Annotated in this window: 10 protein-coding genes; 3 read left to right on the top strand and 7 right to left on the bottom strand. The window is 47.4% G+C overall.

Annotation, left to right across the window (positions count from 1 at the left end):
* Window positions 1–130 precede the first annotated feature (130 nt).
* Entirely contained in the window at window positions 131–1,393 is a 1,263-nt protein-coding gene (locus MHH89_RS29760) for a TraB/GumN family protein (protein WP_341088719.1), read from the top strand.
* Between the two features lie 196 nt (window positions 1,394–1,589).
* Here the strand turns inward: MHH89_RS29760 and MHH89_RS29755 are convergent, their stop codons facing one another.
* A complete protein-coding gene (locus tag MHH89_RS29755; RefSeq protein ID WP_341088718.1) occupies window positions 1,590–2,876 on the bottom strand; it encodes a Gfo/Idh/MocA family oxidoreductase in 1,287 nt (428 codons plus the stop codon).
* A gap of 147 nt (window positions 2,877–3,023) precedes the next feature.
* Here MHH89_RS29755 and MHH89_RS29750 point away from each other — a divergent pair, with 147 nt between their 5' ends.
* Both MHH89_RS29750 and MHH89_RS29745 read left to right on the top strand, forming a co-directional pair.
* On the top strand, window positions 3,024–3,851 hold the full coding sequence (locus MHH89_RS29750) for an AraC family transcriptional regulator (RefSeq protein ID WP_340012126.1): 828 nt from the start codon (window positions 3,024–3,026) through the stop codon (window positions 3,849–3,851).
* A gap of 73 nt (window positions 3,852–3,924) precedes the next feature.
* Window positions 3,925–4,230, top strand: coding sequence for a hypothetical protein (locus MHH89_RS29745; protein WP_076279775.1), 306 nt, complete (start codon window positions 3,925–3,927; stop codon window positions 4,228–4,230).
* A 272-nt stretch (window positions 4,231–4,502) separates the two neighbouring features.
* Here MHH89_RS29745 and MHH89_RS29740 read toward each other — a convergent pair whose 3' ends face one another.
* From MHH89_RS29740 to MHH89_RS29715, 6 genes are read right to left on the bottom strand one after another with little or no spacing between them, the layout of a single operon-like run.
* Window positions 4,503–6,722, bottom strand: coding sequence for a glycoside hydrolase family 88/105 protein (locus MHH89_RS29740; RefSeq protein ID WP_249267793.1), 2,220 nt, complete (start codon window positions 6,720–6,722; stop codon window positions 4,503–4,505).
* Between the two features lie 15 nt (window positions 6,723–6,737).
* On the bottom strand, window positions 6,738–8,009 hold the full coding sequence (locus MHH89_RS29735) for a rhamnogalacturonan lyase family protein (RefSeq protein ID WP_076142506.1): 1,272 nt from the start codon (window positions 8,007–8,009) through the stop codon (window positions 6,738–6,740).
* A gap of 27 nt (window positions 8,010–8,036) precedes the next feature.
* Window positions 8,037–8,846: a polysaccharide deacetylase family protein gene (locus MHH89_RS29730; protein ID WP_076280517.1), complete on the bottom strand. Its 810-nt coding sequence runs from the start codon at window positions 8,844–8,846 to the stop codon at window positions 8,037–8,039.
* A 21-nt stretch (window positions 8,847–8,867) separates the two neighbouring features.
* Window positions 8,868–9,575 (bottom strand): DUF1961 family protein, encoded by a 708-nt coding sequence (locus MHH89_RS29725; protein ID WP_340034170.1) that lies wholly within the window; start codon window positions 9,573–9,575, stop codon window positions 8,868–8,870.
* A gap of 27 nt (window positions 9,576–9,602) precedes the next feature.
* Window positions 9,603–12,239, bottom strand: coding sequence for an exo-rhamnogalacturonan lyase family protein (locus MHH89_RS29720; protein ID WP_341088715.1), 2,637 nt, complete (start codon window positions 12,237–12,239; stop codon window positions 9,603–9,605).
* Window positions 12,240–12,268: 29 nt separating this feature from the next.
* Window positions 12,269–14,683 carry a helix-turn-helix transcriptional regulator gene (locus tag MHH89_RS29715; RefSeq protein WP_081392618.1) on the bottom strand — a complete coding sequence of 805 codons (2,415 nt, stop codon included), beginning with the start codon at window positions 14,681–14,683 and terminating at the stop codon, window positions 12,269–12,271.
* Window positions 14,684–14,726 lie beyond the last annotated feature (43 nt).

Genomic DNA, 14,726 nt, shown 5'->3' with positions numbered 1-14,726 from the left:
AGTTTACTTTCCAATCATAGGCATCAAATCAATATAGTAACAAAAGGTATAACTGTTTATGGGAAAATACGTTAAAATCAGAGAGTGACTTACATCTTTCATTCTTTTTTAGAAACGGAGTGTCCTATTAATGAAAAAGCTAGGTGCATTATTTTTATCCATTTTCATGGTTATGTCTGTCTTTACCACTGCGCATGCTGCTGAAAAGCCTGTCGGTGTATGGATTAATGGAACCGAAATAAAGTTAGGCAATTCTAACCCTGTTGTAGAAAAAGGAACGACCCTAGTTCCTATGCGTCCCCTGCTAGAGAAGCTTAATGTAAATATTAATTGGAATAAAAAAACCCAAACCGTAACAGGGACCAAAAATGGACTGGCCCTCTCACTGACCATCGGTAGCACAACCGCAACGGTAAACGGGGAGAAGAAAAAACTAGAGGTGGCTCCTAAAACCATCAACAATGTCACCTATGTTCCTGTCCGCTTTATAGGAGAAACGATCGGCTATAAGGTGGAGTGGAGTCCAGCGCTGCGCACCATCACTTTTGTGGCCGATACTCAAGCTGCCGGAAGCACTGGATTCTTATGGAAAGTGGAGAACAACGGCAACACCGTCTATCTGCTTGGTTCTATCCATGTGGCTAACGACAAAATGTACCCGCTGCGTCCGGAGATTGAAGCTGCTTTTGAAGCCTCGCAATATTTAGGTGTCGAAGTAGATATCTCTAAGATTGATCAAGCTGAGATCCAAAAGTTTATTTTGGAAAAAGGCTCTTATACAGATGGAACCAAGCTCAAGGATCATGTATCCGCAGATACATATAACAAAGTAACTCAGCTGCTAAAAGCAAATGGTCTGGCGGAAAATGCATTCGATTCCTTCAAACCGTGGGTCGTTACCCAAGGTGTCTCAAGTCTACAGATGCAAGTTACAAGTTATACGGCGGATACCGGCATTGATTTATATTTTTTACAAAAAGCAGGCAAGCTGAACAAACCTATTATTGAACTGGAAAACACACAATTGCAGCTGAATATGTTCGACCAGTTCTCAGATGGATTGCAAGAAAAGCTTCTTGTCGACACACTCGGCAGCCTCAATCAAACGGACAATACTTCCGCAGCAGCTTCGCTGGATGCACTATCCCAAATGTGGATGCAAGGTGATGAGCAGTCGCTCGTAGCGATGACAAAAGCGGTCGCGCAAGAGCCAGAGTATTATAAAGGCCTGGTTTCGGATCGTAACGTCAACATGGTGAAGCATGTAAAAGAATATTTGAATAGTGATAAAAAAGCGACTTACCTTGTCGTCGTTGGCGCGCTGCATATGCTCGGTGACGATGGTATCGTGACCCAATTGCAAAAAGATGGCTTTAACGTCGTCAAACAATAATTGAATTTTAGCTAAAATAAACAAGGCTGTCTCTTAGTCATCTACGATGATTTTGGAGACAGCCTTTTATTTTCACTTTTTTTAGCTCAATCTAAGAGTAGAAGTTGGCTTAACATGTGGACAGAGCGGAGGGCCCTCCGGGATTCTGGAGAAACGCTCCCTACGAACCCAAAGCCGCTTGTTCATAAACGGGCTACTACAATTTTATTAACTGATCTACCTTAACTGGAAGTCCAGTAGCTATTGAACGATTTGCCGCAATCCCGGTCATAATAGACAACGCTCCGTCCACATGGGATGCTGCACGATTAAAGCGATCCTCCAGCGGACGTTCAAAAATATCACGCAGCATCACAGGATCTCCGCCTCCGTGCCCCCCAACTCCTTCTTCAATCTCCACTTCATAAAGTGCTGCGAAATGAGGGAAGACCGTGATCCGCTTGTCTTTTAACGCCCCTTCATCTTCCTTATTTCCTCCGGCATTTACATAAGACTGTTCGACGACCTTTACTTCCATCCGCCCCTTGGTCCCATTAAATACCACAATGAAACCCTCCCAAGGCAGATAAGCATTAAGTGAATAATTCATAATCGTCTTATTTTTGTATTTGACCATAACCGCCATCGTATCCTCAATGCTGATATTATCACCGAACACACTTTGGTCACGCAGGTAGCCATCCTCATGCTCCGTATCCAGATACATCTGCTTTAACTGCTCATTATCTTTAAGATGCAGGGCAAACGGATCATTTTCCGCCGCACTGCTACCATGAGCACGCTGATAAAACTCAGTCACCCCGCGCTTCTCCGCGTTTTCTCTGCCATAAAATCTTAGATCACCCATCGCATAAATCGTATCTGGGCGCGAACCCAGCCAGAAATTCATCAAATCGAAATGATGTGTGGATTTATGAACCAACAGACCTCCGCTGTTCCGTTTATCACGATGCCATCTGCGGAAGTAATCCGCCCCATGCTGCGTATTTAGCAGCCACTCGAAGTTGACGGAAAGCACTTCTCCAATCGCGCCGTCCATAATGAGTTCACGGATTTTGGTGTTGTGTGGGGCATAGCGGTAATTGAAGGTCACACGCAGCTTTTTCCCAGTCCGCTCAATCGCTTCAAGAATTTCCTGACATTTCTCTTCATCCACTGTCATCGGTTTCTCCGAAATAACATCGCAGCCAAGCTCCATCGCCCGGATAATGTAACGATGATGCGTGCGGTCAATACTCGTGACAATAACCGTGTCAGGTTTGGTTTCCTCAATCATACGGTCAAACTCATGAGCTTTATAGGTAGGAACCGCTTGATATTTATATTTTTCCTCCAGCAAACGGTTCGCATAATCCATTCTTGCTCCATTCACATCACAAAAGCCTACAATCTCAGAGGTTTCACGATAATTCGTGGTGATCTCACCATAAAAAAACTCCGCTCGGCCGCCGGTTCCTACGAAAGCATATTTTTTGTTGGACATCAGGATCACTCCATCACTTATTGATTTAAAAGCGTTTTCTTCTTATAGTGTATAGTATAAAATATATCTTAATCTAAGCGATTCTTAGCAGAAATAACAAAAACTTTGCATATATTATCCTCATTATCAGAAAGGAGCAGATTTAGCATGGAACAGGAGCCTCAGCCTCCTTTTATAATTGAGCAAATAAAAAGAGCCGGTCCATTCAGCATGGATTCCGACCATTATCACGATACTTATGAAATTTATTATTTACTCGCCGGGGAACGCAGTTATTACATTAACAATCTGATCTACACCTTGCGTAAAGGTGATCTGATTTTTATTAACAAGAACGAGCTCCATCGTACCACCTCTAAAGGCTCTGCAAGCCATGAACGGATCTTAATTAACTTTGAGGAAAGCTTTCTGCAAAAGACATTGGCGCACTTCGAGCTGCATTTTCCATTTATGGCTACACAAAGCTTGCTTTTGCGGCCCGGAGTACATGAACAGGGGGCCATTGAATATCTTCTTTTCAGCATGCTAAAAGAACAAACAGAACCACGGACACAGCAATTCCCCTATCTGCAGACGCTGCTCATCCAACTATTTATTGAAATGAACAGAATACAGGAAATAAGCCGCGAGCCCATTGCCCCTGAGAGCAGTGAGAAGCAGCTAAAAGTCTACGAAATTATTGATTTTTTACAAACACATTATGCTGAAAAGCTTACATTGGAGCGGCTATCTGAGACTTTTTTCATCAGCAGCACCTATCTCTGCCGTGTGTTCAAGCAGACAACTGGCTTCACCATCGTAGAATATCTAAACTACATTCGGATCAAGGAAGCCCAACGTCTCTTGCAGAGCACCAACGCTAAAGTTACGAACATCGCCGAGGATACCGGCTTTGACAGCATCGCCCACTTCGGGCGTGTGTTTAAACAAATCGTTAAACGTTCGCCTTTGCAATATCGCAAGCAAAACCGCTGATCCACAGCTAGAAATCACAACCAGTTCTCTTTGTAGCCGCTCCGTCGATCAAAAGTACCTTATGTGAACTGCCATGGGCATGGGGGCATCTGGGACGGGAGCATCGGGAGCATCGGGAGCATCGGGGGCATCAGGAGCATCAGGAGCATCAAGAGCATCAGGAGCATCAGGAGCATCAGGAGCATCAGGAGCATCAGGAGCATCAGGAGCATCAGGAGCATCTGAGCAACAACAATATCTCGTCACTAGATTACCTTTTCGCGCGAACAAAGCTCATGAGGCTATCGGACCCAGTGGACCTTATTCGCAGCATAATCGCTATTTTGGGATTTTATCGGACCCCATAGTCGCTATTGGCATAAAAAGCTACCTATATTAGCCGTTTTCGAAGCAATAACGTCACTGGAGTCCGAAAATGGCCCCAAAAGGCGATAAATCTGCAAATAACGTCATCTGAGTCCGCATAACTTTGTCTAGCAGGAGTAATCGGCGGTTTCGGGGGGCCGGGGGGACCGGGGGGGGTTTCGGGGTTTCGGGGGTTTAAGCAGCACTGTAACGCATAACAAAGAGCAGCGATCCCCACTAATGGAGTATCGCTGCTCCGCTGTAATTTTGTGATTAATACGGTCGTCTCATTCCTCATCATGCCATTCATTTTGCTTCGTCATGTGATTTCATTTCCAAATCTCGTACGAGCCTGTGAACCTCAATTCCGGCCAGCAGCACGATGCCAATCCCATGTGTATCGTTTAATTGCCAGGTCAATTCATCTTTATAATACAGTTTGTTAAACGAATAACCCGAACCGCGGCAGACACCGTAAACATTGCCTTGTTTGTCAATACAATAACGGGTTAAGCCACTCCAGCCGTTGATTGCAGAGGTTACGTATGACTCTGGTTCCAGCAGCCAACCGCAGCGTACGCCTCTAGCAAAAGCGTAAATAAACATAGAGGTACAAGAAGCCTCCGCGTAGGACTCAGGATCCGTCAACACTTGATGCCATAGGCCCCGCTCATCTTGCAGCTTAAGATAGCCTTTACTAAGCTCGCGGAAATAATCAAGCAAATCAGCTCGCAACGGATGTTGCTCAGGCATAACTTCAAGCAGCTCAGTCAGCGAGAAAATCACCCAACCATTACCTCTGCCCCAAGGCACGCCATTGGGTTTATTAAACTTATAATCATACACATGATGCATAATGCCAAGCTCCGGCTGGAACAGCCGCTCCTTGTAATGTAAAAACTGCACCGCCGCATCATCAAGATAAGCCGCATTTCCGGTCATTTCATAATATTTGCTTAGAAATGGCGTGCTCATATACAGATCATCACACCACATCGTCTGCTGCATAAAATCAACTGTGCCACTGGTCCGATACAAAGCTCCGTCAGGCAGCCTGCTCTGCACTTTAGTAATGTAATTGGCAATTTCAGCAGCAGCTTCCGGTGCGCCCTGTAGTGGACGAAGCTTATGTGCTTCCAGCATCGTTGCCCCGAAGGATCCGCAGTCGTCCAGCGAATCCATCAGCGCCAGCTGATGATTGATGCCCGGAGCGCCATAACGTACAAGGTCCCATAAGGCATATTTATGCAGCCCTGTACATTGCTCAATATGGTGTTGTGCATATTCGGCATAATGGGGGGCCTTAAGCTCTACTCCTGTTCTCAGCAATCCGTACAGGGTTACGCCTAGAGGGTAATTCCAGCGCCCAAACATAACACTCTCCAAATAAGGCCTAACCCAGCTATTCGGTTGGTCTACACGCCAAAAGGTTACTTCATCCGCTTCCCCAAATAAAGTATCCATAGAGGTCAGTTCTAAGACTTTCGGCGCTGCCTCCTTGGTGAACAATCCAAGGTACAACCATGGATCAGTTAATCCTTTAACGGGATATGGTTGCACGAGACTACTCTGAACACCACCAGACCGTACGTCCAGTTCAAATCCCCAATTCCCCTCTCCACAGATGGACTCCACGACCAGATCATGTAGTCCATAACCAAGCTCCAGTTGGATATCAAGCATACCTTTCACGTTCTGATGCTCAGCTACAAGTTTCCCATTCACATAGATAGAGATTTCAGCCATTCCACGATAGCTACCATGCAGACGAATGTCGTCTTTCTGTAGGCTGTTAACTTCCAGCTTACACCAAGCATACGCCTTGGCTCCCAGCATTTCCCCAAATATGCGTGAACAGTTGCCAGTTGCCTGTTCCTGTGGCGACCATTGCTGTGTCGGAAACCAAACGCAGCGAGCTGTCATTTGCTCTTCAGTGAATTCAGCTTCCAGCCAAGCTGCCCAAGATGTCTGCTGGGGTCCACTATAAATCCAACCTTCACAACCGCTTAACTGCGCCGTTGGAGTAAGAAAGTGTACTGGTGCACCTTTGACACTGCCCGTTCCAAAAACCCCTCCGCAACCTGTACCTGTTGCAACATACTCCAGTACAAGATGGTTCCAGCCTTTACCCATGCTCGCCCGAAAAAACGTCCTTCTGTCCGGAAACACATCATCATTTAGATTGGAGCTAAACACCAGCCGTCCATTTATGTAAACCTTAACTGGACTATAGCAACTAACTGAGAAAGGGGCATCTACCTCATTGTCACTCCACAGCTTTCCCCATACATATACGAATTGTCCTGCCGCTAGCTCCGGCAGTCGTTCTTCCAGATTCATATCGTAACGGCAGTCGCGGAGCCGGTTGAAACCACTCTGCGAATGTACCCGGTACACCGGAGGCTGCGGGGGATAGGCACCGATAAAACGGCTGGCCACAGCGGCCAGTACATTTTCGATTTTGCCCCCATTATATTTGGCAATACAATCAGGATCAGGAAAGTATTCTGTAATATAAGTACTCACTAAGCGTATCCTCCTTCACACCGTTATTTCTCCACCGGGATACAGCGTCGAGTTGTACAATCTTTTAGGCTGAGGTAACGATTTCTCGGAGGCACAGGTACTAATATCTATCCACTCGCTTGAATATACCGTTGCGGACTCATCATTATAAATTACAACCTGTTCCCTGCCACATCCCAGAAGATCGCCGTGAACGGCATAACCTTCCTCCTTGAATTCAGCTACAACCCGCATATGTCCATCGTACAAAGCAGGATATACTCCGCCTCCCCGGCGGTACGCGAGAATATAATCCGGAGAACCCGCTTGCCAGTTGCTCACGGCTTCAACTATAGTCAGCCAACCGTCGCTTGTACGTTCTTCTTTCCAAAGTTCCTTGCCATTACAGTCTAGAAGAAACAACGCATCCTTGCCCTTCAGCCCTTTGCCGTCATCTTCGCGGATCATTCGGTCCAGCCCGGCAACCTGAAGGCCAGGCAGTTCAGGCCGGAATCGGCCTAACGCCAGATGCTGTGACTCGATAGAGCCGTCATAACGCCAAAGCTCTTGTCCGTCCCGGTCATACATCACCGTTACGCTTCCGCCGACAACCAGTTCAGGATAGCCATCTCCATTCACATCGCCAACCCAAATACAGTCCGCATGGTCGTCAAGATCATGGCAACTCCATAATAAATCACCTTTAGAATCAAGCAGATCATAACCTGCCATCACTTGATCCTGTCCATTTCCATGAAGATCGTGAACCCACGGATAATGTCCTACATTGCCTTTATGCGTCCATAATAAATTGAAATTCTGATCCATGGCCCACAGTTGATGATAACGGTCCTTCAGAATGATGTCGGAAGCGTGTTCTTGCCCTGTTAGATTGGCGATGATAATACAATCATGTGCATGTTCAGCAGGTAAGTCGTATATCGACTTAACCGTTCCTGTTGAACCTTCAAGAATATGAAACCGTCCATCCATTACACATAATACTTCCAGCGCCCCATCACCATCTAAATCATAAATTTGCGCTGGATAATCCGAGCCTTGGCTGCCAGCGTCAGGATCGGGTGTGCCCACCTGCCACAGCAGCTTGCCATCCATATCAAAAGCAGTCAGGCATTGCACCTGATGGGGAATATAACGTACATCCTGGCGATTATCCGGCTGAACCAGCAGCATTTCCGCACGTCCATCCCCATTCAGATCGCCAATAAGCATTTTGCAGCGTGGACCGGCAGCGGAAATATCTACTTTTGCCAGCTGATAGACTAATTGTGTGTCCTTCGTTTTCATTAGAATCCTCCTGTCTTCTCTCTTCGATTAGATCTCCGGGAAACGGATGGTTTGTCCGCCTGCTACTTCTATAATCAAACCGTCGATTTCCAGCCAGACAGATAGCGCTCCCGGATTATATACAAAATCCCGAGCAGCGGAGAAAATAAGGGCTTCACAAGCCTTCATATAATGAACGAGTTCAATATTTGTCGCGTACCAGATTTCCTCTAGTCCTCCCACTGCTTCACAGAAGCTTTCCATCAGCTCCCAGTTATTATCGTTATCAAATTCATAACTATGGCCCCACACATACATCAGATATAAATACTGCCGTTTATGCAGCTTCACGAACTGCTCCGCATGCTCCAGCAAATGATCATTATGATGGCAAGTCCCCCGCCATTCCAGCCAATCCTCCGGCAGCCCAAAGCCGCCGCCAGTGGTCTGTACCACACGGGCATATTCCATGCCTAAACGAGGCAAAAGCTTCTTTATCTCCTTGTTAAAGGAACCGTTAGGATAAGACATTCCCCGTATCGGCACCTGGAGCAGCGTCTCAAAACACTTTCGATCCTCCATAATCTCATGGATGATTTGCTCCTGCGGACAACGGGCCATCGTCGGATGGTGTTGCGTATGAACAGATACCTCATGTCCCTGGTACAGCTCAGTTATTTCATCTGCCGTAATACGATCACCTTCACCCAGCAGGCCAGAATTGAGATGAAATGTTCCTCTAATCCCATGGCGGTTAAATAGTCCTACCAATCTTTCGTCAGCCCGTCTGCCGTCATCATAGCTCATTGTAAGCGCCTTATGTCTGCCCTCAGGGTAACAATAATAAATAATAGACATCAATCTGAAGCCTCCTTCGCATTACTGTCCAAAAACCGTCAGATTTGAGTATTCAGCCATCAGGGGTGCCATCTGTCGGAACCCAATTTTCCCGCCTGTCAGTAGCGGCCCATAGGTTTCACCATCATCTATCCATGTAAAAATCGGCAGTTCATTGATTGCAAAAGACAGCATAGGACCACGCTTCACCACTAACATCCGGTAGGGCTCAGTCATGTCGCTTACGTCCGGAAGCGGATCGGCTGCCTGCATAACCAGATGAAAACCATAGCTTTTACGCAAATTACAGGTATGAAATTCACGTTCTTCCACCCAACGCCTGCGAAAATACGAGATATGATACGTGTCTATCTGCCCGTGATGGTATTGATCATATTCACCCGTACGACGAGCAAGCGTGGAATCAAATAAATCCTTCCCACCCTCTCCTTTGGCCGCTACAAACAAAATCGCCAACCCCGGCTCACGCAATGGGCGGAAATTCCAAGATACGGCGAGGTCTGCCGGGAACTCTTCTGGACACCAGAGAACGACATTTGCTTGTTGTCCGGCCTCGGCATGGATAGTACTCTCCAGTCTCATTCGCTGCAAAGGGAAGGAAACCGCTCCCGCTCCCTCCATCTGGAATCCAGCGATATCACTAGTTGAAGCGAGGGGATTATGGTAGATTGGTTTCCATGCTTCAGGGATCAAACCACCTATACCCGTGTCCTGCATCGGCCTAGCCATAAAACATTCCTCCCCACAATGAAGCCTTTAATTCGCGCGTTCCGGTAAAGCACTACCGATTAATTCCAAGGCAATGATCGTATTTAAAGACCACTGCGAGGCTTCATTTGTATTCATCCAATCGATCTCATTTAACTCAGTCATATAAGTGACCCGATCAGCTTCCTCCTGTAGATTCACACAACCAAACGGATTCTCCAGCAAAATCGACCAGCACCGCTCTGCCGTCGCTGGATCCTTGCGGTAATATGCTCCATATGCAGCAATGGCTACGCTGAGTACAGGATGCTCAAAACGGAGTTTTCCTGAAATCAACCCTCCCGTAAATGCGTCCTTCTCTTCTTGTGGCAAATTATAAAATACACCGAACTCAGCCAGCATATCTTCCCAGTCCGGGTCCTCCAGCATTGCCGCCAGCTCGAACCACACCTGCGGACCTCCCATGCTAATCGCTAGATGACGCCCCCAGTTATCGTCGCCCATTCCTGACAATAGGCCAGTTGCCGGATCATAACCATATGTGGGACCAGATAATAGCCGTAAATTTGCCCTTTTGATGCAATCCATGCCTGTTATAATCTTGTCACGATAAGCGGTATCCTCGAACCGCTCCCAGCGGGTCATCCAATTAGAGCTAAAGGCCGCCCAGTCCGGACCCACCCTAACATGAGTCGGGAATTCATCCTTCGGAAAATACGCCCGCATCGGGTCCAGAGTAACTGTTGAATAATCAGCATCCTTTACACTGTCCATAATATCGCCGACCCGCTCGTCTCCGGTCAGATAATAATAGTAGCGATGCAGACCCGCCATGGCGATACGAGCCTCTTTGCAGCCGCAGCCCCAGTGGATGACATTATGCCGCGAGCCTAGTCCGGCGTATTCGCCAAAATGATATACATCTACCTCACTCGTATGCCTGGTCATAGCTTCGGCCATACGGAACACATCCGCTCTCCCGGACCGGAGAAACGTTACCCACAACCACATATTTGGCACCAGCTCGGAATTCTGCCAGGCGCAGCCACCGAGATCATAGTTCCATACATGTCTGACCGGATCGTAGCTGTGCATGAAATCTCCGTAGTCCCAAAAACCGTACCATTTGCGCTGCTCGATCTCTTCCTTGTAAAAGGAGATGATCCCGTCCAGCCGCTCTTCCAGATATGCCTTGGCTGGCGTGCTCCGATCAGGCAAACTCCAGAAACCAAAAGCACCCGCTTCATGATAATAAGTTGGTTCGCAAACCAGCAATGAAGGTTCTTCAGCTTCTGCCTGCATCCGCTGCAACAATTCAGGCCCGGGAGTCTGCGCCGTACACCAGAATGTTAGCTCGCTAGTATTAGCGATACCAAATGGAGTGGCCCGTAATTCTTCTGCACCTTCATACGAGGATTCCACATGTGTTTTCGTATCATAATGCCGCAAGTCCATAGCTGCCGCATCAGGTGACCAGAACCAGACAGTAAGCGCTGCCGCGTCAGTGGCAATGGAACCAATCTCCATTCCTGCCGGATGCTTACGCCAGAAATTCTTCATCCCGATTGCTAGCCCTCCGCCCTCTGCCCCAACATAACCAAGCCCACCTGCCCGGCGGCCTTCTGCTGCCTTGATCCAAGCGCAGCCATCCTCTGTCCGTTTCCAGATCCCATAATGCTCGGAAGAATCTTGAACCAGCCGAAAGCTGCCCCAAGTGGCGGAGTCATCCAATAAATTAAGGAAATAGGCATCCTCTTCTGGATTAAATTTCACAGCACATCCTGCTACCTGATCGAGGAATAAATCACGGTACTTACCTTTGGTTCGCCGTGTATGCAACGTCTTAGGAGACTCGCTAAACAAGCCGCTATCTCCGGCAAAACGAACATGGCAGTTGTAAAGAGGTCCACGCAGCGGCACTGTGAATTCTATTCCCAATCCTTTAATAAAATCCTGCTGTGGATTACCGTCATAATGAAACGTATGAACTAATCGAATAGACTCCAGCCCAGCATAAAAATATAAACGTAACGTATAGGGAAGCCACTCACGAGCACTGTGCGAAGCTTGGTGAAGTCCATCTAGCTTCACCACTGCGCGAACAGGTCCGCCCTGTTCAAGGATGGCCCTTAACGTTCGTCCTGCGAATCGCTCCTCACGTATGCTCAGGGTGCCAGCACCCTCATCTCTCTGTTCACGTATACATACAAGCTCGCCATTACTGCATACTTCGGTTCCTTCCGTGTCCGCCGGATTTCTGCGCACAATACTGCGGATAAGACCCTTCCCCTGCTTGTTAACCGTGCAAATAATAACACCTGTATCTATAATGAAAGCTTCCTCTGTTTCCTGCACAGTGAGTCGCTCAGTCACTTCCGTAGCTGGAGTCGCTTGATTTATTGTCATTGTCGCTAAGGAATCCTGCTGAATATCCGAATTTTTGTTTACTACCGAGTGCGTGGACCATTTGATGCTCCCGTCTGGCCAAAAAGCTGCTGGCCAGCTTTGCAGCGGCACATGCTTTTCGTTCTTCGGCATACTTAAGCAGAGATTCTTTAACGCTTCCCTGTCGAGCGCTCCTTTTTTCCAAGGAACCCCCCAGGTAACACCCACATCAATAGTGGGCTTTTTTAGCCAATGCAGGCCAATCGGCAGAGCCGTAGGCACAACAACCATCTCCTTCATACGTTCTTCGCCGCACGTCCTCTTTACTTTTAAAGAGCTTCATTATTATGGCTTAGCTCTCTATAGCGGCTTGGGGTTATTCCCTCTTGTTTCTTAAAAATCCGGTTAAAATAGCTATGCTGATAACCCACCTGTTCAGCTACATCGTTAATTCGCAGCGAGGTATCACGCAGCAGCTCCTTGGCTTTATCAAGCCGTAATTCGGTCAGATAATCGATGAAATTTTTCCCGGTGACCCGTTTGAATGATTTACTCAGTAAAAATGGGCTGATCCCTGTATAATCCGCACATCCATCCAGCGAAATATTATCCATATAATGCTCATTGATATACATCATGGCATGCTCAATCGTCCGTTTGATTCCGGCATCAGAACGCTCACTCAGCTCCGTCAGATACGGTGCGACTACCTTTTCCTGAAACCAGGCAAGGATAAGCTTCGGCTCATGAATTTGCGACAGTGCCGCGTACAGATTAGCCCCTTTGAACAGTTGGTTTGGATGAATGCCTGAGACCATAATGGCGTGCTGAATACTGCCTAACAAATGAAGCATGCCCTGCTGCACATCAATCACTTTTGCCCCATTGGCACACAGTGCCTCCAGAAATTCCTCCAACAGCCGGTAAGCCTCTTCCGCTTCTCCTGTGCGCAGGGCCTGAATCATTCCGCGCTCCAAAGTGAACGAATATTGCGGTTCAGGCGTACTTTGCCCCTCACGATCCAGTAGCTCCATATTAATAATCTGGTTCTCACCACCAAACTGGCGATAACTAGCGGCTTGCTTCGCAGCCTCGAACGCTAGCGGAATACCGGATATCCTTCCAACCGGTGCACTAAACGCCACTGTTACCCTCATTTTTAACATGCGATTAATCGTTCCTGTCAGTTCTTCGCTAAAGGCTTGCACCACTTCCAGCGATGGATTCGCAACGGGTTCGATAAGAAGTAATCCTGCCGTGAGATCATGGAAATTGATAATATCAGCCTGGTTGAAGTGCTCGGCAGACAGTTCTCCGATAATATTGACGGCGGCGAATGATACAAGACTTTCATCACCGTTGCGGAACTTCCCCTCCTGGCTGGAGATGCCTGTAAGCTGAATATAAAGAATAATATAATGACAATCCTCTACTTCCCACTTAAAGCGCCGCATCCGGCTTTGCAGATCCTGCTCAGAATAGGAATATAAATACCCCTGAAACAGCTGATGCAGGAAGCTTTCCTTCACATGTGGAAGCTGCTCGGAAAGAGTGTACTTCAGGGCATGGCTCTCCCCGTGCAAGTTCTGCCAATGCCGTTCAATCAGAATGAACTCATCCTCCCTACTCGCAGCCGCCGCTTGGTCAGGCAACAAAGTCTGCAGCAAACGTCCTATCGGTGAATAGATTTTACGGGAAGCAAACCAAGACAGAATCGCCGCCAGCAGCAAAGCACTAAAGCTAACTAAAAATATCAGTCTTGAAATGAAGACGACAGGTGAAATTATGCTGGTTATCGGTGAAGCGGACACATAGAGCCAATCTGCGGAGAGTCGGGAAAACTCACCATAAGTCACTGCATATGTAGCCTTACCCCAGTCGAAGAGAAAAGAGGACTCAAGATTTGACTCATGGTTCGCGCCCCGTTCCACAATCTCATTATGCAATGCGGTAAGTAAGGGAGAATCCTCGGCACTGTCTCCAGCAGATACGTACAAATCCCCCGTCGTCTGCAGCAAAAATGTCTCGCCGCTATTATAAGGTGTCATAGTTCGTAGCATCGCAGCTACTTTCTCCGTATCCATGCGGAGCAAAAGAGCCCCGAAGGGCTTCAAGCTTCCGCCCGGAATATGATGGACAAGCGTTAATTCTTTGACATTTGGTTTATTGGGATCGAATGCCCACTGCGTCCAATAGGTGCTTTGTTCAGTATCAATCAATTTGTCATATTGACCAGAAACCATGCTGGAGTCAATCGTGCCATATTCGGGATTAAATAGTAATGGATGATCTCCTGATAGATAGAGTTCAACGTTACTCGTCATCGTGTTCGAGCCCTGCATCACTACGAGTGTCTTCGTAATATCCCAAGCCCGCTCATGATCCTGAATAAAATCAAGGCCATTCAAGCTGTAATCAAACTTGGGATCAAAAGCCCAATGTGCCAGCATCAGCTCCAGATTGGACAGCTGATCATCAATATTAGCCGCCCGCTGTTCAATCTGCCTGTTATGCATCTGCAGCAGCTCGCTCTCCAGACGTCCCCCTGCCATCCAGTAGACAAGCGCACCAATAATAAACCCCGGAATGGATGACACCACCAGCATAATGATCAGGTTTTTCCGATAATACCGGCCTTTACAGCCTGACCAGCCTTTTGTATAACGCTTCCATTTCGCCACATTTCTCATCACTATGCTCTCACCAGCCGAATCAGATAAATTTGAAGTGCAATCGAACCACATTCGTTTTGCTCCTCAGATCCTTTCCAGCCGGATAAAAGCACTA

Source organism: Paenibacillus sp. FSL H7-0323 (assembly GCF_038002725.1).
GTDB lineage: Bacteria > Bacillota > Bacilli > Paenibacillales > Paenibacillaceae > Paenibacillus_AQ > Paenibacillus_AQ odorifer.
The sequence above is the reverse complement of the archived record's forward strand: the minus strand, read 5'-3'. Positions and strand labels throughout refer to the sequence as shown.